The organism is Stenotrophomonas sp. STEN046 (genome assembly GCF_056759755.1).
This window is the reverse complement of record NZ_JBRRDR010000018.1, coordinates 64,015-84,700: the sequence shown is the minus strand read 5'-3', so window position 1 is coordinate 84,700 and position 20,686 is coordinate 64,015. Positions and strand designations below refer to the sequence as shown.

The 20,686-nt window shown below is 64.6% G+C and carries 22 protein-coding genes; 4 read left to right on the top strand and 18 right to left on the bottom strand.

Translation table 11 applies throughout. The features are described 5' to 3' along the window. Positions 1-227: 227 nt before the first annotated feature. The 3 genes from ACVOLJ_RS10830 to ACVOLJ_RS10820 form a co-directional block, all read right to left on the bottom strand. The gene (locus ACVOLJ_RS10830) at positions 228-842 is read right to left on the bottom strand and encodes an RluA family pseudouridine synthase (RefSeq protein ID WP_481564105.1); all 615 of its coding nucleotides are present in this window, start codon (positions 840-842) and stop codon (positions 228-230) included. Between the two features lie 91 nt (positions 843-933). Then, positions 934-1,920: a malate dehydrogenase gene (locus ACVOLJ_RS10825; protein ID WP_475281290.1), complete on the bottom strand. Its 987-nt coding sequence runs from the start codon at positions 1,918-1,920 to the stop codon at positions 934-936. Positions 1,921-2,046: 126 nt separating this feature from the next. Then, on the bottom strand, positions 2,047-2,538 hold the full coding sequence (locus tag ACVOLJ_RS10820) for a peptidylprolyl isomerase (RefSeq protein ID WP_475281289.1): 492 nt from the start codon (positions 2,536-2,538) through the stop codon (positions 2,047-2,049). Positions 2,539-2,777: 239 nt separating this feature from the next. On the opposite strand from ACVOLJ_RS10820, the gene typA reads away from it, so the two are divergent. The 3 genes from typA to ACVOLJ_RS10805 are packed head-to-tail and all read left to right on the top strand — an operon-like array spanning position 2,778 to position 6,767. Then, complete coding sequence (gene typA, locus ACVOLJ_RS10815; protein ID WP_475281288.1) at positions 2,778-4,625, top strand: translational GTPase TypA; 1,848 nt, start codon at positions 2,778-2,780, stop codon at positions 4,623-4,625. Between the two features lie 10 nt (positions 4,626-4,635). Further along, complete coding sequence (locus ACVOLJ_RS10810; RefSeq protein WP_312106276.1) at positions 4,636-5,103, top strand: DUF2127 domain-containing protein; 468 nt, start codon at positions 4,636-4,638, stop codon at positions 5,101-5,103. 41 nt (positions 5,104-5,144) lie between these two features. Continuing rightward, entirely contained in the window at positions 5,145-6,767 is a 1,623-nt protein-coding gene (locus ACVOLJ_RS10805; RefSeq protein ID WP_475281287.1) for an amidase, read from the top strand. Positions 6,768-6,827: 60 nt separating this feature from the next. Here the strand turns inward: ACVOLJ_RS10805 and ACVOLJ_RS10800 are convergent, their stop codons facing one another. Together ACVOLJ_RS10800 and ACVOLJ_RS10795 are read right to left on the bottom strand one after the other, a co-directional pair. Next, positions 6,828-7,973, bottom strand: a complete 1,146-nt coding sequence (locus ACVOLJ_RS10800) for a mechanosensitive ion channel family protein (RefSeq protein ID WP_481564106.1) — start codon at positions 7,971-7,973, stop codon at positions 6,828-6,830. A 591-nt stretch (positions 7,974-8,564) separates the two neighbouring features. Continuing rightward, entirely contained in the window at positions 8,565-9,956 is a 1,392-nt protein-coding gene (locus ACVOLJ_RS10795; protein WP_475281286.1) for a class II 3-deoxy-7-phosphoheptulonate synthase, read from the bottom strand. 227 nt (positions 9,957-10,183) lie between these two features. Between ACVOLJ_RS10795 and ACVOLJ_RS10790 the strand changes: the two genes are divergently transcribed. After that, on the top strand, positions 10,184-12,310 hold the full coding sequence (locus tag ACVOLJ_RS10790; protein ID WP_481564104.1) for a TonB-dependent receptor: 2,127 nt from the start codon (positions 10,184-10,186) through the stop codon (positions 12,308-12,310). 95 nt (positions 12,311-12,405) lie between these two features. Here ACVOLJ_RS10790 and ACVOLJ_RS10785 read toward each other — a convergent pair whose 3' ends face one another. The 13 genes from ACVOLJ_RS10785 to rpsH all read right to left on the bottom strand — a co-directional run bounded on the left by ACVOLJ_RS10785 (position 12,406) and on the right by rpsH (position 20,502). Further along, complete coding sequence (locus ACVOLJ_RS10785) at positions 12,406-12,912, bottom strand: disulfide bond formation protein B (protein WP_475281284.1); 507 nt, start codon at positions 12,910-12,912, stop codon at positions 12,406-12,408. 167 nt (positions 12,913-13,079) lie between these two features. Further along, the gene (gene rplQ / locus ACVOLJ_RS10780) at positions 13,080-13,463 is read right to left on the bottom strand and encodes a 50S ribosomal protein L17 (RefSeq protein ID WP_475281283.1); all 384 of its coding nucleotides are present in this window, start codon (positions 13,461-13,463) and stop codon (positions 13,080-13,082) included. Positions 13,464-13,660: 197 nt separating this feature from the next. Further along, entirely contained in the window at positions 13,661-14,659 is a 999-nt protein-coding gene (locus ACVOLJ_RS10775; protein ID WP_004145453.1) for a DNA-directed RNA polymerase subunit alpha, read from the bottom strand. A gap of 55 nt (positions 14,660-14,714) precedes the next feature. Further along, positions 14,715-15,344: a 30S ribosomal protein S4 gene (gene rpsD, locus ACVOLJ_RS10770; protein ID WP_025879319.1), complete on the bottom strand. Its 630-nt coding sequence runs from the start codon at positions 15,342-15,344 to the stop codon at positions 14,715-14,717. Positions 15,345-15,359: 15 nt separating this feature from the next. After that, positions 15,360-15,749 carry a 30S ribosomal protein S11 gene (rpsK, locus tag ACVOLJ_RS10765; RefSeq protein WP_004145443.1) on the bottom strand — a complete coding sequence of 130 codons (390 nt, stop codon included), beginning with the start codon at positions 15,747-15,749 and terminating at the stop codon, positions 15,360-15,362. A gap of 11 nt (positions 15,750-15,760) precedes the next feature. Next, positions 15,761-16,117, bottom strand: coding sequence for a 30S ribosomal protein S13 (gene rpsM, locus ACVOLJ_RS10760; RefSeq protein ID WP_025879318.1), 357 nt, complete (start codon positions 16,115-16,117; stop codon positions 15,761-15,763). Between the two features lie 346 nt (positions 16,118-16,463). Next, on the bottom strand, positions 16,464-17,831 hold the full coding sequence (gene secY, locus ACVOLJ_RS10755; protein ID WP_025879317.1) for a preprotein translocase subunit SecY: 1,368 nt from the start codon (positions 17,829-17,831) through the stop codon (positions 16,464-16,466). A 7-nt stretch (positions 17,832-17,838) separates the two neighbouring features. Beyond that, complete coding sequence (gene rplO / locus ACVOLJ_RS10750) at positions 17,839-18,282, bottom strand: 50S ribosomal protein L15 (protein WP_475281282.1); 444 nt, start codon at positions 18,280-18,282, stop codon at positions 17,839-17,841. Positions 18,283-18,288: 6 nt separating this feature from the next. Beyond that, positions 18,289-18,480, bottom strand: coding sequence for a 50S ribosomal protein L30 (rpmD, locus tag ACVOLJ_RS10745; protein ID WP_004145412.1), 192 nt, complete (start codon positions 18,478-18,480; stop codon positions 18,289-18,291). After that, positions 18,473-19,015 carry a 30S ribosomal protein S5 gene (gene rpsE, locus ACVOLJ_RS10740; RefSeq protein ID WP_049470506.1) on the bottom strand — a complete coding sequence of 181 codons (543 nt, stop codon included), beginning with the start codon at positions 19,013-19,015 and terminating at the stop codon, positions 18,473-18,475. Before rpsE ends, rpmD begins: the two co-directional genes overlap by 8 nt. Before the next feature lie 161 nt (positions 19,016-19,176). Beyond that, positions 19,177-19,530, bottom strand: coding sequence for a 50S ribosomal protein L18 (gene rplR / locus ACVOLJ_RS10735; RefSeq protein ID WP_475281281.1), 354 nt, complete (start codon positions 19,528-19,530; stop codon positions 19,177-19,179). A 31-nt stretch (positions 19,531-19,561) separates the two neighbouring features. After that, positions 19,562-20,086 (bottom strand): 50S ribosomal protein L6, encoded by a 525-nt coding sequence (gene rplF / locus ACVOLJ_RS10730; protein ID WP_475281280.1) that lies wholly within the window; start codon positions 20,084-20,086, stop codon positions 19,562-19,564. Between the two features lie 17 nt (positions 20,087-20,103). Then, a complete protein-coding gene (gene rpsH / locus ACVOLJ_RS10725) occupies positions 20,104-20,502 on the bottom strand; it encodes a 30S ribosomal protein S8 (protein ID WP_004145387.1) in 399 nt (132 codons plus the stop codon). Positions 20,503-20,686: the final 184 nt, after the last annotated feature.

Below are 20,686 nucleotides of genomic sequence, written 5' to 3'. Positions count from 1 at the left end.
ACGAAGACCGTATCCGACTGAAACTAAAGGGCCTGAGCCCGGTAAAGTACCGGGAACAGGTCGCGCTGGCCGCCTGATCCCCCAACTGTCCAACTTTAGGGGGTCACTTCATGGATGGGTTTACGGCGTCCCCGCACACCCACAGGGCCCCGCCATCCCACGGATAACCCGCTTTTGAAGTTGACGTTGACGTTGCCTCTGCAGGTGCAGGGCGCAGCCCTGCCCCACTAGAACGGAGTCGCGGACTCGAACGCGAGCGCCGCACCTGTCACCGGATGAGTGAACTGCAGCCTCCGCGCATGCAGGTGCACACGCTGCGCAACGTCTGCGCCGTACAACACATCACCCACGATGGGATGGCCAAGACTGGCCATGTGCAGCCGCAGCTGATGGCTGCGCCCCGTCACCGGCTCCAGCGCCACGCGCGTGCGCTGCGCCTGCGTATCCCGCGCCAGCACCCGCCAGCGCGTCAGCGCCGGCTTGCCGCGTTCGTGGTCGACCATCTGCCGGGGCCGGTTCGGCCAGTCGACGATCAGCGGCAGGTCCACTTCACCCGCATCTCCTTCAAGCAGCCCCTGCACGATGGCTTCATAACACTTGCCAACCTGGCGCTTCTCGAACTGCATCGACAGCGCCACCTGCATGTCCTTGCCGCGCGAGTGCAGCAGCAGGCCGGAGGTGACCTGGTCCAGCCGATGCACGGTCAGTGCGTCGGGATACACCGCCTGCAGCCGCGCGACCACGCAGTCCTGGTTCTCGGCGCTGCGGCCCGGCACGGACAACAGGCCGGCCGGCTTCTCGGCAATCAGCAGTGCGTCGTCGATGTAATGCAGGTGGATCATGTCGTTGCCGGGGATTTCCATACGAAAACGGGGAAGCCGAAGCCTCCCCGTTCGCTGCAGAAAGCGCCGGCCAGGGCCGGCACCCATCACATCAACCCAGCAGGTGGGCGACGCCGGCGCGCTCTTCTTCCAGCTCGGCCAGGGTCTTGTCGATGTACTTCTGGCTGAAGTCGTCGACCGGCAGATCCTTCACCAGGGTGTACTCGCCGTTCTCGGTGGTGACCGCGAAGCCGAAGATCACGCCTTCCGGGATGCCGTAGGAACCATCGGACGGCACGCCCATGGTGACCCACTTGCCGTTGCTGCCCAGCACCCAGTCACGTACGTGGTCGATCGCTGCGTTGGCGGCCGAAGCTGCCGAGGACGAACCACGGGCTTCGATGATCGCCGCGCCGCGCTTGCCCACGGTCGGGATGAAGGTGTTGGCGTTCCACTCCTGGTCGTTGATCGCATCGGCGATCGACGCACCATCGGCGGTGGCGAAGCGGTAGTCCGGGTACATGGTCGGGCTGTGGTTGCCCCACACCACCAGCTTTTCCATGCCCGCAACCGGCTTGCCGAGCTTGGTCGACAGCTGGCTCAGTGCGCGGTTGTGGTCCAGGCGCAGCATGGCGGTGAAGTTGCGCGGGTTCAGGTCCGGCGCCGACTTCATGGCGATGTAGGCGTTGGTGTTGGCCGGGTTGCCGACCACCAGCACCTTCACGTTGCGGCTGGCGACCTTGTTCAGCGCCGCGCCCTGCGCGGTGAAGATCTTGGCGTTTTCCAGCAGCAGGTCCTTGCGCTCCATGCCCGGGCCGCGCGGACGCGCGCCGACCAGCAGGGCGATGTCGGCGTCCTTGAAGGCGACTTCAGCGTCGTCGGTGCCGACCATGCCGGCCAGCAGCGGGAACGCGCAGTCTTCCAGCTCCATCATCACGCCCTTCAGGGCGGCCTGGGCCTTGTCGACCGGCAGCTCCAGCAGCTGCAGGATGACCGGCTGGTCCTTGCCCAGCATTTCGCCGGAGGCGATACGGAACAGCAGGGCGTAGCCGATCTGGCCGGCGGCGCCGGTCACGGCAACACGAACAGGTGCTTTCATGGGGATTTCCTCTGCTAAGAAGCTAAATAGCGTTGTAGAAGATGGCCGCGCGGGCGGGGATGGGCCTGGCGGGGCGGCCGCAACATGGAAACGGCCCCCTTCGCAGGGGGCCGTCCGGGTATTGGATCAGGCGGGGATGAGCTTGTTCCACTCAGCCACGCGCTCAGCCTGTGCGGCGAGCAGCGCGTCGGTATCGCCTTCCAGGGTGATCGAATGGATCACGTCGCCCTGCTTGACCGAATCGACGATCGCCTGGCCTTCCAGCACCTGGCCGAAGACGGTGTGCTTGCCATCCAGCCAGTCGGTCTTGATGTGGGTGATGAAGAACTGGCTGCCGTTGGTGTTCGGGCCGGCGTTGGCCATCGACAGCGAGCCGATCTGGTGCTTGACGCCGTTCTTCTCGTCTTCGAACTTGTAGCCCGGGCCACCGGTGCCACGACCCTGCGGGCAGCCGCCCTGGATCATGAAATCGGGGATGACGCGGTGGAAGATCAGGCCATCATAGAAGCCGCGCTTGACCAGGTTCACGAAGTTGGCGACCGTCAGCGGAGCCTTGTCAGCGAACAGCTCGACCTTGATCGGGCCCTGGGTGGTGTCGAAAGTGGCGATGAGGGACATGCAGATCCTTGGGATGCGGGGTGTGTAATCAGCCCCATAAGGATACACCTCCCCCGCCGTATGGGCGTCTTCGACCATGGGCGCAGGCAGGGTCTTCAGCCACCGGAAAGCGAGGTCCGGCGGCCGGCCTGAATGGGGGCCTCACCGGCTCTGAAATCAAAGTTTTCGCCAACCGTCAAGTTCGACGTATAATGTTGGACTTCTTTTTCCAAATCCGGCGCCGACTGGCCCCCTTTCGTATGTCCATCGAAAATCTTCGCAACATCGCCATCGTCGCTCACGTCGACCATGGCAAGACCACCCTGGTCGACCAGCTGCTGAAGCAGTCCGGCACCCTGTCCGAGCGTACCGTCCTCGCCGAGCGCGTGATGGACAGCAACGACCAGGAAAAGGAACGCGGCATCACCATCCTGGCCAAGAACACGGCCATCACCTGGGAAGACAAGAAGACCGGTATCAAGAACCGGATCAACATCGTCGACACCCCCGGACACGCCGACTTCGGCGGCGAAGTGGAGCGCGTGCTGTCGATGGTCGACACCGTGCTGATCCTCGTCGACGCGATGGACGGCCCGATGCCGCAGACCCGCTTCGTCACCCAGAAGGCCTTCGCGATGGGCTTCAAGCCGATCGTCGTGGTCAACAAGGTCGACCGCCCGGGCTCGCGTCCGGAGTGGGTGATCGACCAGGTCTTCGACCTGTTCGACAAGCTCGGCGCCACCAATGAGCAGCTCGACTTCCCGATCGTCTACGCCTCGGCCCTGAACGGCTACGCCGGCCTGGAAGACAGCGTGCGCGACGGCGACATGACCCCGCTGTACGAAGCGATCATGCAGCACGCGCCCAAGCCGGAAGTGGACCCGGAAGGTCCGTTCCAGATGCGCATCAGCCAGCTGGACTACAACAACTTCGTGGGCGTGATCGGCATCGGCCGCATCCAGCGTGGCACCCTGAAGAAGGGCATGCAGGTCGCGGTGATCGACCGTGAAGGCAAGAAGCGCAACGGCAAGGTCGCGCAGGTGCTGGGCTTCCTGGGCCTGGAGCGCATCGAGCAGGACACTGCCGAAGCCGGTGACATCGTCGCCATCTCCGGTATTCCGGAACTGACCATCTCCGACACCCTGTGCCACCCGGAAACCCCGGAAGCCCTGCCGGCACTGACCGTCGACGAGCCGACCATCTCGATGACCTTCCAGGTCAACAACTCGCCGTTCGCCGGCAACAAGGACCTGTCCGGTGGCAAGTTCCTGACCAGCCGCCAGATCAAGGACCGTCTTGATCGCGAACAGGTCCACAACGTGGCCCTGAAGGTCGAGCAGCTGGAAGACGCCGACAAGTTCCTGGTCTCCGGCCGTGGCGAACTGCACCTGTCGGTGTTGATCGAGAACATGCGTCGTGAAGGCTATGAACTGGCCGTGTCGCGCCCGGAAGTGATCATCAAGCAGATCGACGGCCAGGCCATGGAGCCGATCGAGCAGCTGGTGGTGGACATCGAAGAAATCCACCAGGGCGGCGTGATGGAAAAGCTGGGCACCCGCAAGGGCCAGCTGAAGAACATGGAATCGGACGGCAAGGGCCGCGTGCGCCTTGAGTACCAGATCCCGGCCCGTGGCCTGATTGGTTTCCAGAACGAGTTCAAGACCCTCACCCAGGGTTCGGGCCTGCTGTTCCACGTCTTCGACCATTACGGCCCGAAGGAACAGGGCGCGATCGCCAAGCGCATCAACGGCGTGATGATCGCCAATGCACCGGGCGCCACCCCGGCCTACTCGCTGGGCCCGCTGCAGGAACGCGGCAAGCTCTTCGCTGCCGAAGGCGACAACGTGTATGAAGGCCAGCTGGTCGGTATCCATTCCAAGGACAACGACCTGACCGTCAACGCGATCAAGACCAAGCCGCTGACCAACATGCGCGCTTCGGGCAAGGACGATGCGATCCAGCTGACCCCGGCGATCAAGTACTCGCTGGAACAGGCCCTGGACTTCATCGAAGACGACGAGCTGGTCGAGATCACCCCCAAGGAGATCCGTCTGCGCAAGAAGTTCCTGACCGAGAGCGACCGCAAGAAGAACTCGCGCGGCGGCTGATCCAGCAGACGTGAGCCAGAACGGCTACAACCCGGATCCGCATCGGCATCCGGGCCTCCATGTCATCGCCTTGCTCGAAGCGAGCAAGGCGATGCTGGCGTTGCTGGCGGCCACCGGGCTGGAAATTCTCGGCCCGCAACCGCTTCGCGACGGCGTCAATGCCCTGATCCGGCGCTTCAGCCTGGACCCGGATCACGGCACCCTGCCCTCGCTGTTGAATGCCATCAATCCCGACGCGGTCCATCTGGCCGCAGCGGCGATGATCGGCTACGGCCTGCTGCACCTGGTCGAAGCCTGGGGCCTCTGGAAAGCCAAGGCCTGGGCATCCTGGCTGGGCTGCCTGACCGCCTCCATCTACCTGCCTTTCGATATCTACGCGATCGTCCGCCATCCCGGCTGGGCCTCGTGGACGGTGCTGGCGATCAACCTGATCGTCGTCTATGTGCTGGCGCGCGACCTGCGCAAGCGCCGCCGCTGAGCAGCCGCTACACTGGGGACCGGAGCCGACGAAGCTGCCCCATGCGCCTGCCCTTGCCGCCCCTCCTGACCTGCCTGATCGCCGCGCTGCCCGCGGTCTTTGCTGCTGGCTGCAGCCCTGCCACATCCACGGCCCATGCCGGCGAACCGGCAGGCAGCAGCGCCCCCTTTCCCTACGCTGAAACCGAAGTGGCCGACCTGCAGGCACGCATGGTCGCCGGTGAGCTGGACAGCAGCACCCTGACCTCCGCCTACCTCAAGCGCATCGCCGCACTGGACCGCGCCGGTCCACGCCTGCGCGCGGTGATCGAGCTCAACCCCGATGCGCTGAAGGAAGCCGCCGAGCGTGATCGCGAGCGCCGCGCCGGCCGCCTGCGCGGGCCACTGCATGGCATTCCGATCCTGCTGAAGGACAACATCAACGCCGCACCGATGGCCACCAGTGCCGGCTCGCTGGCCCTGCAGGGATTCCGCCCCGGCGATGCCTACCTGGTAAAGCGCCTGCGCGAGGCCGGCGCGGTGGTGCTGGGCAAGTCCAACCTCAGCGAATGGGCCAATTTCCGCGGCAACGACTCGATCTCCGGCTGGAGCGCACGCGGCGGCCAGACCCGCAATCCTTACCGGCTCAGCCATTCGCCCTGCGGCTCCAGCAGCGGCAGCGCGGTAGCCGTGGCCGCCAACCTCACCAGCGTGGCCATCGGCACCGAGACCGATGGCAGCATCGTCTGCCCGGCAGCGGTCAACGGCGTGGTCGGCCTGAAGCCGACGGTCGGGCTGGTCAGTCGCGAAGGCATCATCCCGATTTCCTTCAGCCAGGATACCGCTGGCCCGATGACCCGCAGCGTCGCCGATGCCGCCGCCGTACTGACAGCCATCGCCGGTCGCGATGACGCCGATCCGGCCACGGCCACGATGCCCGGGCGTGCCGTCTACGACTACACCGCCCGACTGGATCCGCAGGGCCTGCGCGGCAAGCGCATCGGGCTGCTGCAGACGCCGCTGCTGACCTATCGCGGCATGCCGCCGCTGGTCCAGCAGGCGGTAGCTGAACTTCGCCGCGCCGGCGCCGTCGTGGTGCCGGTCGAGCTTCCCAACCCGGGTGCCTGGGCCGATGCCGAACGCCTGGTCCTGCTGTATGAATTCAAGGCTGGGCTGGAGCGCTACTTCCGCACCTATCAATCGCCCGTTCGCAGCCTGGCCGGACTGATCGCCTTCAACGAGGCGCACAAGGGCCAGGAACTGGGCCTGTTCGGCCAGGAGCTGCTGCTGGAAGCCGAAGCAACCCCTGGCCTTGCCGACCCCGCCTACATCCGGGCGCGCAGCGATGCACGCCGGTTGGCAGGGCCTGAAGGCATCGACGCGGTACTCGCCACACAGCAGCTGGATGCCCTGATCGCACCCACCACCGGCGTGGCCTGGCCGCTGCGCAGCAGTGGCGATGACTTCCCCGGCGAAAGCTACAGCGTCGCCGCGGTAGCCGGTTATCCGAGCCTGAGCGTGCCGATGGGGCAGATCGACGGCCTGCCGGCCGGCCTGCTGTTCATGGGCACCGCATGGAGCGAGCCGAAGCTGATCGAGATGGCCTACGCCTACGAGCAACGTACCCGCGCGCGGCGCCCACCGCACTTCGACACCGACGCGCTGATCGAGTCCGGCGATCCCTGATCGGCGTGGTAGTACCGGCCGCTGGCCGGCAGATCCCGGGTTGCCGGCCAGCGGCCGGCACTACCGGTCCGCAGGCTCCACCGGCACGATTGCCGCCTCGCCATCCTCCGCGCCGGGCGAACGCACATCCGCCGCACGTGCGCGCGGGCTGCGCGGCATGTCCAGCTCATCATCGCGCTGCAGCCGCGCACGTACCTGTGGCAGCGACTGTGGATGCTCGCGCGCGAGGAAATCCAGCATGCGTTCGCGGACCAGACAGCGTAGATCGAATGCATCACCGGAACTGCGCGCGCTGACCAGCAGCCGCACCTGGATCGCACGCTCACTGGTCTCGGTCACCTGGGTCACGCACACCCGGCCGTCCCACAACGGCTGGCCTTGGCAGATCCGCTCCAGCTCGGCCCGGATCGCCGCGATCGGTGCACGGTAATCCAGCCACAGGAACGCCGTACCGAGCAGGTCCGCACTACGCCGCGTCCAGTTCTGGAACGGATTTTCAATGAACCACGTCAACGGCACCACCATGCGCCGCTCATCCCAGATGCGCACCACCACATAGCTGCTGCCGATCTCCTCGACGCGACCCCACTCCCCTTCCACGATCACCACATCATCCAGGCGGATGGGCTGTGTCACCGCGATCTGCACACCGGCGATCAGGTTGCCGAACACCGGCTTGGCGGCAATACCGGCGACCAGACCGATCAAGCCCGCCGAGGCCAGCAACGCGGTACCGATCTTCTGCACCATCGGGAACGTCAGCAGCACCAGCGATGCGCCCAGCACGATGATGCCGCCCATCAGCACGCGGCTGAGTACACGGGTCTGGGTCTGGATGCGGCGCGCCTCAAGGTTGTCCGAGACATCGATGGGATGACTGCGCAGGATCGCCCGCTCGCCCGCTGCCACCGCCCGCACCAGCAGCCAGACGAAGCACGCGGTCAGCGCGATGTGCAGCACGTGCTGCAGGTTGCCCAGCAACGGATCCTGCAGCGGCGTCGCCTGCAGCGCTGGAATCAACAGCAGCAGCGGCCATGCGGTCGCCATCGGCAGGCCAAGCACACGACCGATACGCGCGCGCCGACGATCGCGCCCCTTCAGCCGATGGTAGATCCACAGGATCAACCACGCGCCAATACCACCCACCAGCACCGCCAGACCCAGCGGCCATGCGTATGCCTGTGCGCTTTGCCAGTGCACCGTCATCACCTCCATCACTCATGCAGGCACACAGCGTGGCCCAGCACGGATGAGCGGAGCGTCAGCCGTTCGTAAGGAGAGTGTTCGGCAGGGTTGCCCCCTGTACCCGCAGAGGCAACAGCAACAGCAACAGCGGCATCCCGTGGGATGGCGGGGTGGGCCCGCCTTCCACAGTTTTCCGCAATCTCTCGTAGGTCCACGCCATGCGTGGATGAATTTCTATCGAAATCGAATATTCCGAGAGTTGAACGAAGAGCATCCACGCATGGCGTGGATCTACCGTGTCGACCAAGGTCGACACCTACCAACAGCAGCCGGAATCTGTCAGAGGCGGGGCGGTGTCGCAGTGCGGGGTGTCAGCCGCATGGGCCCGAGGCATGCCTCGGGCGGGTTGGGCAGGACGCCCAACCCCGGTCTTGCCGTGTGCGCAGGAACGCGCACGCGAGCAAGCGGCTGCCAAGCCTACATGGACGTACTTGCGGCGTCCCCGCACTGCGACACCGCCCCGCCATCCCACGGAATGCATGCAGTTGCCGTTGCTTCGGCCGTTGCCGTTGCGTCAGCAGGTGCAGGGCTGCAAGCACTGCCGCAACCCCCTTACCGAACCTGCTCCTGCTTGCGCACGATCGCCATCGCAATCTCCAGCGACTGCTCGTAGTTCAACCGCGGGTCCACCGTCGAACGGTAGGCACGCTCCAGATCGCGCTCGGTCAACTCACGCGCACCACCGGTGCATTCGGTGACATCCTCGCCCGTGAGCTCCAGATGCACGCCACCCAGCCGCGTGCCTGCCGCCGCATGCAGGTCGAAGGACATTTCCACTTCACCGCGCACGTTGTCGAAACGCCGCGTCTTGAAGCCATTGGCGGTGCTTTCGGTGTTGCCATGCATCGCATCACATACCCACAGCACGCGGCGGCCATCGCGCTTGACCGCATCCAGCAGCGGCGGCAGCTTGTCGGCAATCTGCGCCGCCCCCATGCGATGGATGAAACTCAGGCGCCCCGGTTCGTCGTCCGGGTTGAGCACATCGATCAGGCGCAACAGCTGGTCCGGCTGCACCGACGGGCCAACCTTGATCGCGATCGGGTTGCGCACGCCACGCAGATACTCCACGTGTGCACCATCCAGGGCGGCAGTGCGCATGCCGATCCACGGGTAATGGGTGCTCAGGTTCAGCCAGCCCTGCTGGCGCGGCACCTGCCGGGTCAGCGCCTGCTCGTACGGCAGCAGCAACGCTTCATGCGAGGTGTAGAAATCGATGCGATTGAGGTTGTGCACACGAGCCCCGGCCAGGGTCTCCATGAAATGCACTGCATCGCCGATCGAAGCCACCATCTTCTGGTAGTCGGCGGCAAGCGGCGAATGGCTCACCCATTCCAGGTTCCAGTATTCGGGGTGGTGCAGATCGGCGAAGCCGCCATCGATCAACGCACGCACGAAATTCATGGTCATCGCCGAATGCGCGTGAGCCTGCAGCATCCGCTTCGGATCCGGCAACCGCGCCGCTTCGGTGAAGGCCGGTGCATTGATGACATCGCCGCGATAGCTGGGCAACGTCACCCCGTCGCGGGTTTCGGTATCGGCCGAGCGCGGCTTGGCGTACTGCCCGGCAAAGCGGCCGACGCGGATCACCGGCTGGCGCAGACCGTGCACCAGCACCAGGCTCATCTGCAGCAGCACCTTCAGCCGGTTGGAAATGGTGCCCGATTCGCAGTCGCTGAAATTCTCCGCGCAGTCGCCCCCCTGCAGCAGGAAGCGCTTGCCTTCCTGGGCGTCGGCCAACTGCTGCTTCAGCGCCAGGATTTCCCACGACGTGACCAGCGGCGGCAGCCGCTTCAGTTCATGCAGCGCCGCATCCAGCGCGACCGGGTCGGGATAGGTCGGCATCTGCAACGCGGTCTTGCCGCGCCAGCTCTCCGGTGACCAGGCCGCGCCAGCGGCGGTCGCAGCGGGATCGGGGGCGGGCGGAACAGCAGACAGGCTCATTGCAGGCATCCGGGGGTGGGGGCTGCCATGGTCGCAGAGGTGGCCTTCAAGGCAAAGGGTCCGCGCCGTCCGCGGTTTCCTGAACGGTGTGGAAAGCGCCTGCATGAGCGGCCAGAAACGGCATGGTCGCCGCCGCCGGGTAAGCGCATGATCGGCTCGCAATTGTTATGGAGTAACACCCCTCATGGACCGGCCCCTCCCTCATTCCTGGCCCCGCCCCCTTTCCCATGAAATCCTCCCTGCTCACCGCCGGCATCACCCTTGCCCTGACCCTGGCCGCGCAGTCCGCCCTCGCCGCCGACACTGACGCCGGCTCGCCGGCCGTCAAAGACCTCGATGCGGTAACGGTCAGCGCCCAGCTCGATCAGGCCCGCAACGCGCTGTCACCCGACATCGGCAGCAGCCAGTACCAGATCACCGCCGAGGACATCCAGAAGCAGCCGCTGGGTGCCTCCGCCCCCCTCAGCCAGGTCCTGCTGCAGGCGCCGGGCGTGGTCCAGGACTCCTACGGCGGCGTCCACGTCCGCGGCGACCATGCCAACCTGCAGTACCGGATCAACGGCGTACTCCTGCCCGAGTCGATCTCCGGATTCGGCCAGACCCTGGACGCACGCACCATCAAGAGCATCCGCCTGATGGACGGCGCGCTGCCGGCGCAGTTCGGCGAGCGCACCGCCGCGGTGTTTGACATCACCACCCGCAGCGGCGTCGAGCTCGGCAATGGCGGCAGCGTCGGTATCACCGCCGGGTCCTTCGGCAAGGTCAACCCGAACGCCTCGTGGTGGGGTTCGCAGGGGCGCTGGAGCTGGTTCCTGACCGGCAACTATGACCAGAACGAAGTGGGCCTGGAGAATCCAACCCGCTCGCGCAGCCCGCAGCATGACGACACCCACCAGGGCAAGGCATTCGCCGACCTGACCTATCTGGTCAATGACACGACCCGACTGAGCGTATTCACCGGCTTTGCCAACAACCGCTTCCAGATTCCGGTCAATCCGGGCCAGAGCCCGCAGTTCGGCTACCTGGACACCACGACGTTCGATTCCGGCCAGCTGGATGAAACCCAGCGCGAGACCACCCGCTTCGGCATGCTGGTGCTGCAGGGCACCCTCGGCGAGACCGCCTACCAGGTCTCGGCCGGCCAGCGTTACAGCGATGTCGGCTTCACTCCGGACGTAGCCGGCGACCTGGTGTTCAGCGGCGTCGCCTCGCAGGTCCGGCGCAGCAACCGCGCCAGCACCCTGCAGGCGGATTTCTCCACCCCGCTGGGCGACAACCACACCCTGCGCTATGGCGTGTACGGCAACCAGGAACGCGCCCGCGCCAGCAACAGCAGCTGGGTGTTCCCGGTCGACGCTGTCGGCGCACAGGCCAGCACCACGCCGCTGTTGATTGCCGACAGCAGCGCCTTCAAGGCCACCACGGCGGCCGTCTACGTGCAGGACGAATGGAAGATCGGCGACGACTGGACGCTCAACTACGGCCTGCGCGGCGATCGCTACAGGGCCTTCGGCCAGACCGAAGGCCAGCTCAGCCCGCGACTGGGCGTGGTCTGGAACGCGACCGGCAGCACCACCGTGCACGCCGGCTACTCGCGCTACTTCACTCCGCCGGCCAGCGAGCTGGTCGCCACCAGCGACATCGCCCTTTACGACGGCACCACCAATGCCCAGCCCTCCGGCGGCAACAACACGCCGTTGGCCGAGCGCAGCGACTACTACGACATCGGCGTCTCCCAGCAGGTGGGTGATCACCTGACCCTGGGCGTGGACACCTATGACCGCCGCGTCACGCGCCTGCAGGACGAAGGCCAGTTCGGCGCCGCCTACATCTACTCGACGTTCAACTACCGTCGAGGCCACATCCGCGGGCTGGAACTCAGCGCCGACTACAGCAACGGCCCCTTCAGCGCCTACTTCAATGCAGCCCTGAACAAGGCCATCGGCACCGACGTCATCACCGGCCAGTACAACCTCGACCCGGAAGCGCTGGCCTACGTCGCCGATCACTGGATCCACCTGGACCACGACCAGAAACTGACCTCGTCAGGTGGCTTCAGCTACGCCTTCGCCGGCCACAACCGGATCGGTGCGAACTACGTGTTTGGCAGCGGGTTGCGTTCGGATGTCGAGGGCGTCCCCAACGGTGGAGAGCTGCCGTCGTACCTGCAGGTGAACCTCAGTGCAGGCCACGACTTCAACGCCGACAGCGGCCACCCGCTGCACGTGCAGGTGGCGGTGATCAACGCGCTGGACCGCAGCTACCAGCTGCGCGATGGCGGTGGCGTGGGCGTCTTCGCACCGCAGTGGGGGCCGCGCCGGGGCGCCTACCTGAGCCTGCAGCAGGACTTCTGAGGACAGACCATGGTAGTGCCGGCCGCTGGCCGGCATCTACGGGAAGCAGTCATCGCTCATGGGGTTGCCGGCCAGCGGCCGGCATTACCCCTGCTTCAACGCGCGACCCTGCGCAACGACACCAGCAGGGCCCACAGCGCAAGCAGCACGAACCACACGCCCGACCACATCGGCATGGTCAGGCCAAGGAACGTCCAATCGATGTTGCCGCAGTTACCGGTGCCGGTCAGTACCGTGCGGAACACTTCCAGCGGTCCCATCGTCTCGCGCAGGAAGGCCAGCGGCGGGCCACAGGTTGCGCCCATCTCCGGCGGCAGCATCTGCACGTAGACATGGCGGGCGGCAATGCCGACGCCGACAGCGGCTGCGATGAAGGCAAGGATGCCGTAGGTCGCCCTGCCCGCTCGGTTGGACGGGCCGTGCAGCGCACCGATCAGGAACAGCAGCCCCAGTGCTGCGAAGGCCAGCCGCTGGAAAATGCACAGCGGGCAGGGTTCCAGCCCCATCTTCAGCTGCAGGAAGATGGCGTAGCCCAGCAGGCCCGCGCAGATCAGGAAGCCCAGAAGGAACTGGGCGCGGAAAGGCCAGCGCAGAGGATTCATCGGCGACGCTCGTGTAGTACGGACCGCAAGCGTAACCGAGAGTACGCGCCGTTCGAACCGCCACAACGCTGCGCCCGTCGGAACGGTGTGGGTCGTTGCAGACCCAGAAACGGAAAAACCCGGCACAAGGCCGGGTTCTTCACCGAATGACGGGTGCAGCGCGTCGATTACTCTTCGACGGCTTCAGCCACGACCGGACGGTCAACCAGCTCGACGTAGGCCATCGGCGCATTGTCGCCAGCGCGGAAGCCGCACTTCAGCAGACGCAGGTAGCCGCCCGGACGGGTCGCGTAGCGCGGGCCCAGGATGGTGAACAGGTTGCCCACGGCTTCGTTGTCGCGCAGGCGGGCGAAGGCCAGACGGCGGTTGGCAACGGAGTCGACCTTGGCCAGGGTGATCAGCGGCTCGGCAACGCGGCGCAGTTCCTTGGCCTTCGGCAGGGTGGTCTTGATCAGCTCGTGCTTGAACAGCGAGGCGGCCATGTTCTTGAACATCGCTTCGCGGTGGGCGCTGGTACGGCTGAACTTACGGCCGGATTTCATGTGACGCATGGTGATATTCCTTGGTTAATGATGTGGCTTTGCGGATCGTTGTCGCCTTCATGGCGCTGCTGCACGGACTGCGGTTGGTCCTGGTCATCCATCCTGGACGACCTGCCCGCGAACCTTCGTTCGTCGTGGCGGTACTGCCTTGGTGCAATGGCCCCGTCGTTGCCGACGGGGCCATGCGGACTTGCAGAAAGGCTTTATCAGCCCAGCATGCCGTGGCTGGCGACGCCGGCCGGCGGCCAGTTCTCCAGCTTCATGCCAAGCGACAGGCCACGCTGGGCCAGCACTTCCTTGATCTCGGTGAGCGACTTCTTACCCAGGTTCGGGGTCTTCAGCAGCTCAACTTCGGTCTTCTGGATCAGATCGCCGATGTAGTAGATGCTCTCGGCCTTCAGGCAGTTGGCCGAACGCACGGTCAACTCCAGATCGTCGATCGGGCGCAGCAGCACCGGATCCACGCCGTTGTTGGCCGGCTTCGCCGCACCGCGGTCGCGGTGGGTGAAGTCACCGAACACCGACAGCTGATCGCTGAGGATGTCGGCGGCGGTGCGCACGGCTTCCTCTGCATCGATGGTGCCGTTGGTCTCGATGTCGATGACCAGCTTGTCCAGATCGGTACGCTGTTCGACACGTGCCGCTTCCACGGCATAGGCGACGCGGCGGACCGGCGAGAACGAGGCATCCAGGACCAGACGGCCGATGGCACGGGTTTCTTCGTCCGGACGACGACGCGCAGCGGCCGGCTGATAGCCGAAACCACGCTCGATCTTCAGACGCATGTTCACTGCCGTGTCCTTGGTCAGGTGGCAGATCACGTGGTCGCCGTTCAAGATCTCCACGTTGTGGTCGACCTTGATGTCGGCAGCGGTGACAACGCCCGGGCCCTGCTTGGACAGGGACAGGGTAGCGCTGTCGCCGGAGTGCATACGGATGGCCACGTCTTTCAGGTTCAGCAGGACTTCGAGCACGTCCTCCTGCAGACCTTCGACCGTGGTGTACTCATGCAACACGCCGTCGATTTCGACTTCCGTGATGGCGAAGCCCGGGATGGACGACAGCAGCACGCGACGCAGGGCATTGCCCAGCGTATGCCCGTAACCCCGCTCCAAAGGTTCGATAACGACCTTTGCACGGGTGTCGGTAAGGCGTTCGATCTGCGGACCGCGAGGACGCAGAACCTGGTTGGCGGTAACCGTCATGTTGCGGGTTCTCCTAGTGAACCCCCGGCCGTCGCCGGGGGCTCTCCAATGTGAATTACTTCGAATACAGCTCGACGATCAGCGCTTCGTTGATGTCTGCAGGCAGATCCGAACGATCCGGAACAGCCTTGAAGATGCCGGAGAACTTGCCGGAATCCACTTCAACCCACGACGGGCTCAGGTCATGCTGGGCGGCGACGGTCAGGGCTTCCTGGACGCGCAGCTGCTTGGCAGCCTTTTCAGACAGGGCGATGGCGTCGCCAGCCTTGACCTGGTACGAAGCCAGGTTGACCGACTTGCCATTCACGGTGACGCCGCGGTGCGACACCAGCTGACGGGCAGCCGGACGGGTCACGGCGAAGCCCATGCGGTAGACAACGTTGTCCAGGCGGGTTTCCAGCAGCTGCAGGAGGTTCTCGCCGGTGTTGCCCTTCTTGGTCGAGGCCTTCTTGTAGTAGTTGCGGAACTGACGCTCCAGCAGACCGTAGATACGCTTGACCTTCTGCTTTTCACGCAGCTGGGTGGCGTAGTCGGACAGCTTGCCCTTACGGGCAGTGGCGCCGTGCTGGCCGGGCTTCTGCTCCAGCTTGCACTTGGAGTCCAGCGCGCGCGCCGGGCTCTTCAGGGACAGGTCGGCGCCTTCGCGACGGGCGAGCTTACAGGTAGGACCGATATAACGAGCCATTTCTTATCGCTCCCTTTAGACGCGACGCTTCTTCGGCGGACGGCACCCGTTGTGCGGGATAGGCGTCACGTCGATGATGTTGGTGATCTTGTAGCCGACGTTGTTCAACGAACGCACGGCCGACTCACGGCCCGGACCCGGACCCTTGATGCGGACTTCCAGCGACTTCACGCCGTAGTCCAGCGCAGCACGACCGGCCTTCTCAGCAGCCACCTGGGCAGCGAAGGGGGTCGACTTGCGCGAACCGCGGAAGCCAGCGCCACCGGAGGTCGCCCACGACAGAGCGTTGCCCTGACGGTCGGTGATGGTCACGATGGTGTTGTTGAACGAAGCGTGGACGTGGGCGACGCCGTCGGTGACGACGCGCTTGATCTTCTTCTTGGTCTTAGCAGCAGGCTTAGCCATTTATAGGTCCCTTACTTCCTGATCGCCTTGCGCGGGCCCTTGCGGGTGCGGGCGTTGGTACGGGTGCGCTGGCCACGCAGCGGCAGGCCGCGACGGTGACGCAGACCGCGGTAGCAGCCCAGGTCCATCAGGCGCTTGATCGCGATGCCGATTTCACGGCGCAGATCGCCTTCCACGATGTACTTGCCGACTTCGGCGCGCAGGCGCTCGATTTCCGGCTCCGACAGATCGCGGATCTTGGTGGTCGAAGTGACGCCTGCGACTTCGCAGACCTTCTTCGAACGGGTACGGCCGATGCCGTAAATGCTTTGCAACCCGACCCAGACATGCTTCTGGGCTGGCAGGTTGACGCCTGCAATACGCGCCATGACGCGGTTCTCCAGCTGAGTGATGGCCGACAGCGCGCCCGTGGCACGCCGATCCGGCAGGATGGATCAAAAAAGTTAATCAGTGATACTAACAAGGTTCCGGTTTACTTGGAAGTTCGTGAAACCAGAGGTTTCATGAACCCGGCCCGGGGAGTGTGCCCAGGCTCCGGCGCCGGATGGGGTTGAACCCGGAGTTTCCTCCGGACCCGCCCGCGCTACTCCAGCGCGGGACCACCTCATCACACCCCCACCCGGAACCGCTGCGGGGGCCGCCCTTCGTTTGTGTGGCCAGAGTCCGCGAAGCGGAGGACCATCACGTCAGGAAGACGAAAGTATAACAGGCAAATCAGCCGCGAGCAAAACCGCCGCGGTTGCCGCCCTTCAGGTTGGCCTTCTTCAGCAGGCTCTCGTACTGATGGGACATCAGGTGCGCCTGCACCTGGGCGATGAAGTCCATCACCACCACCACCACGATCAGCAGCGAAGTACCGCCGAAGTAGAACGAGGCGTTCAGCTGCGTGCGCATCAGTTCCGGCAGCAGGCAGACGATCACCAGGTAAGCCGAACCAGCTGCGGTCAGGCGGGTAAGCACGCCGTCGATGTAGTCGGCGGTAGCCTTGCCCGGACGGATGCCCGGAATCAGCGCGCCCGACTTCTTCAGGTTGTCGGCGGTTTCCTGCGAGTTGAACACCAGCGCGGTATAGAAGAACGCGAAGCCGGTGATCAGCGCAGCGAACACGATCATGTGCAGCGGCTCACCCGGACCCAGCGCGTTGGCGACCTTCTGCAGGGTCTGGCCAAAGGTGCTCTGGTTGGCCGCCTGGCCGGACCACATCGCCAGCGTCGCCGGGAAGGCCAGCAGGCTCGAAGCGAAGATCGCCGGGATCACGCCAGCCATGTTCAGCTTCAGCGGCAGGAACGAGGTCTGGTTCATGTACGCGTTGCGACCGCCCTGGCGGCGCGCGTAGTTCACCGTGATACGGCGCTGGCCACGCTCGACGAACACCACGAAGAAGGTGAAGGCGAGCACGACAATGGCAATCAGCAGCAGCTGGATGAACTGGATGTTGCCGTCGCGGTAGGCATCGAAGGTGTGGATGACCGCACCCGGCAGGCCCGCCACGATACCGGCGAAGATGATCAGCGAGACGCCGTTGCCGATGCCGCGCTCGGTGACCTGCTCACCCACCCACATCAGGAACATGGTGCCGGCGGTCAGTGCGACCACGGCGGTGAGCACGAAGCCCATGCCCGGCATGTAAACCACCGGCGCGCCGGTCGGCGACACCTGGCCCTGCAGCGCCAAGGCGATGGAACCGCCCTGCACCACTGCGAGCAGCACGGCGCCGATGCGCGAATACTGGGTGATCTTGCGGCGACCGGACTCACCTTCCTTCTGCATCGCCTTCAAGGCGGGGAAGATGTGTACGGCCAGCTGCATCACGATCGATGCCGAGATGTACGGCATCACGTTCAGCGCGAAGATGCTGAAACGGTGCAGGGCGCCGCCCGAGAACATGTTGAACATGTCCACGATGCCGCCGCCCTGCTGCTGCATCATGGCAAGCATGGCATCGGGATTGACGCCCGGCACCGGCACGTAGCAGCCGATGCGATAGACGATCAAAGCCCCGACGACGAACAGCAAACGTTGGCGAAGTTCAGTGAACTTGCCCATTCCGCCCGCGAGGTTACCAATGCCAGCTTGCGCCATGACTTTCTTACTCCGTTACGCTGCCGCCGGCAGCTTCGATCGCAGCCTTGGCACCGGCCGTGGCAACGATACCCTTCAGGGTGAACGCCTTGGTCACTTCGCCCTTGACGACGACCTTGGCCTTCTTGGCAGTGCTCGGGACCAGCTTGGCCGCACGCAGGACGGCGAAGTCGATCTCGCCGGCCGGCAGCTTGTCCAGCTGGTACAGCAGCACTTCAGCGGTGTCCTTGGCGATCGGCGAACGGAAGCCGATCTTCGGCAGACGACGCTGCATGGGGGTCTGGCCGCCTTCGAAGCCAGCCTTGATCTTGCCGCCACCCTTACGGGCGAACGAACCCTTGTGGCCGCGGCCACAGGTCTTGCCCAGGCCGGAGCCGATACCGCGACCGACGCGGGTACGTTCCTGACGGGCGCCCGGTGCCGGGCTCAGTTCATTGAGACGCAGAGTCATGATCGATTACTCCTCAACCTTGACGAGGTAGTGAACGGTGTTGATCAGACCGCGAACCTGCGGGCTGTCCTTCAGTTCACGGACATCGTTGAGCTTATTCAGACCCAGGGCACGCACCGACAGGCGGTGACGCGACTGGGCACCACGCAGGCCACGCACCAGGCGCACCTTCACAGTCTTGTTGGACTCATTAGCCATGGTTGAGTTCCTCCACCTTCTTGCCGCGCTTTGCCGCGATGCGAGCCGGCGACTGCGCTGCAGTCAGGCCCTTCACGGTGGCACGCACCAGGTTGATCGGGTTGCGCGAACCGGTGGCCTTGGCCAGCACGTTCTTCACGCCCACTGCTTCCAGGACGGCGCGCATGGCACCACCGGCAATGACGCCGGTACCTTCGGAGGCCGGCTGCATGAACACGCGCGCAGCGCCGTGACCATCCTTGATGGTGTGCCACAGGGTGCCGTTGTTCAGGTCGACGGTGACCAGGTTCTTGCGAGCCTGCTCCATCGACTTCTGGATGGCGACCGGCACTTCGCGGGCCTTGCCATAACCGAAACCGACCTTGCCTTCGCCGTCGCCGACAACAGTCAGGGCAGTGAAGGTGAACTGGCGGCCACCCTTGACGGTCTTGCTGACGCGGTTGACCGCGACCAGCTTCTCGATCATGCCGTCGTCGACTTTCTCTTCGCGGTTACGGTCGCGATCGCGACCCCGCTGCTGACGTTCTTCTGCCATCTTGATTCCTTGGTTGTTTGGGTATGTACGGCTCGAGGCCGCTTATGGTTGTGGAGTACCGCGTTGTTACGGCCAGCCGCTGCAGAAGAGCGGCGCCGCCCAGCCTCACCCAGGCTGGCGAGCAGGCGGGCAAGGGGACCGAAGTCCCCTGCCCTGATCCCTTAGAACTGCAGGCCGGCTTCGCGGGCGGCGTCTGCCAGGGCCTTGATGCGGCCGTGGTAGCGGTAACCCGAACGATCGAAGGCAACCTTCTCGATGCCAGCGGCCTTGGCGCGCTCGGCAACGATACGGCCAACCTTGGCAGCAGCGTCAGCGTTCTTGCCGTTCTTCAGGCCTTCGATGATGTCGGCCTGGGTGGTGTTGGCGGCAGCCAGCACCTTCGAGCCGTCAGCGGTGAAGACCTGGGCGTACAGGTGCTGGCCGGTGCGCAGCACCGACAGGCGGGCGACGCCGAGCTCACGGATGTGGGCGCGGGTCGACTTGGCGCGACGCAGGCGGGCGATGTTCTTGTTCATGATTTTATTCCTTGAAAGCGGAAGCGCCTGATTAGGCCTTCTTGGCTTCCTTACGGATGATGACTTCGTCGGAGTACTTCACGCCCTTGCCCTTGTACGGTTCCGGCTTGCGGAACGCACGGATCTTGGCGGCGACTTCACCGACGGCCTGCTTGTCAGCGCCCTGCACCAGGATTTCGGTCTGGGTCGGGGTGGTGATGGTGATGCCTTCCGGCGCCACGAACACGACCGGGTGCGAGAAGCCCAGCGACAGGCTGAGGTCCTTACCCTGCATGGCAGCACGGTAACCCACGCCGACCAGCTCCAGCTTGCGCTCGAAACCTTCGGAAACACCCTTAACCATGTTGGACAGGATGGCGCGGACGGTACCGGTCAACGGGATCAGTTCCACGTTGTCGGTGCTCAGGGTGGCAACGCCGTTCTCGACATTGATGTTGATACCAGCCGGCTTGGCCAGCGACAGGGTGCCCTTCGGGCCCTTGGCGGTGACGTTGTCGTTCTGGACGTTCAGTTCAACCTTACCCAGGTCGATCGGCTTCTTGGCTACGCGGGACATGGTCTACTCCTTTCGCCTTAGGCCACGAAGCACAGGACTTCGCCGCCGACGCCCAACTGGCGCGCCTGCGCATCAGTCATGATGCCCTTGGAGGTGGAAATGATGGAAATACCCAGGCCGTTCATGACCTTCGGCAGCTCGCTCTTGCCGCGGTACTGGCGCAGACCCGAACGCGAGAAGCGCTTCAGGGTCGCGATGACCGGCTTGCCTTCGAAATACTTCAGCACGATTTCCAGCTCGGACTTGTTGTTCTCGAGCGCGGTCACGCGCAGGTCGGTGATGTAACCCTCGTCCTTCAGGACCTGGGCGATCGCAACCTTGATCTTGGACGACGGGGCTTTCACCGTCTGCTTGCCAACCGCTGCCGCATTCTTGATGCGGACCAGCAGGTCGGCGATGGGATCAGTCATGCTCATATGAGTACCTTTGAGTGCACCGATATCCGCTTTCGCGAAAATCTGTTGTCTCCTGGAAACGGGCCAGGCCCCCTACCCCTTACGCTTTGCGCAGGGCAAGACGCGGGAGTATACGCCAAAAGAGCCCGACTTGCGTCGGGCTCTTCGGGTTTTTTGCAGAAGGAAAGCTGAACGCCTCCCCTTC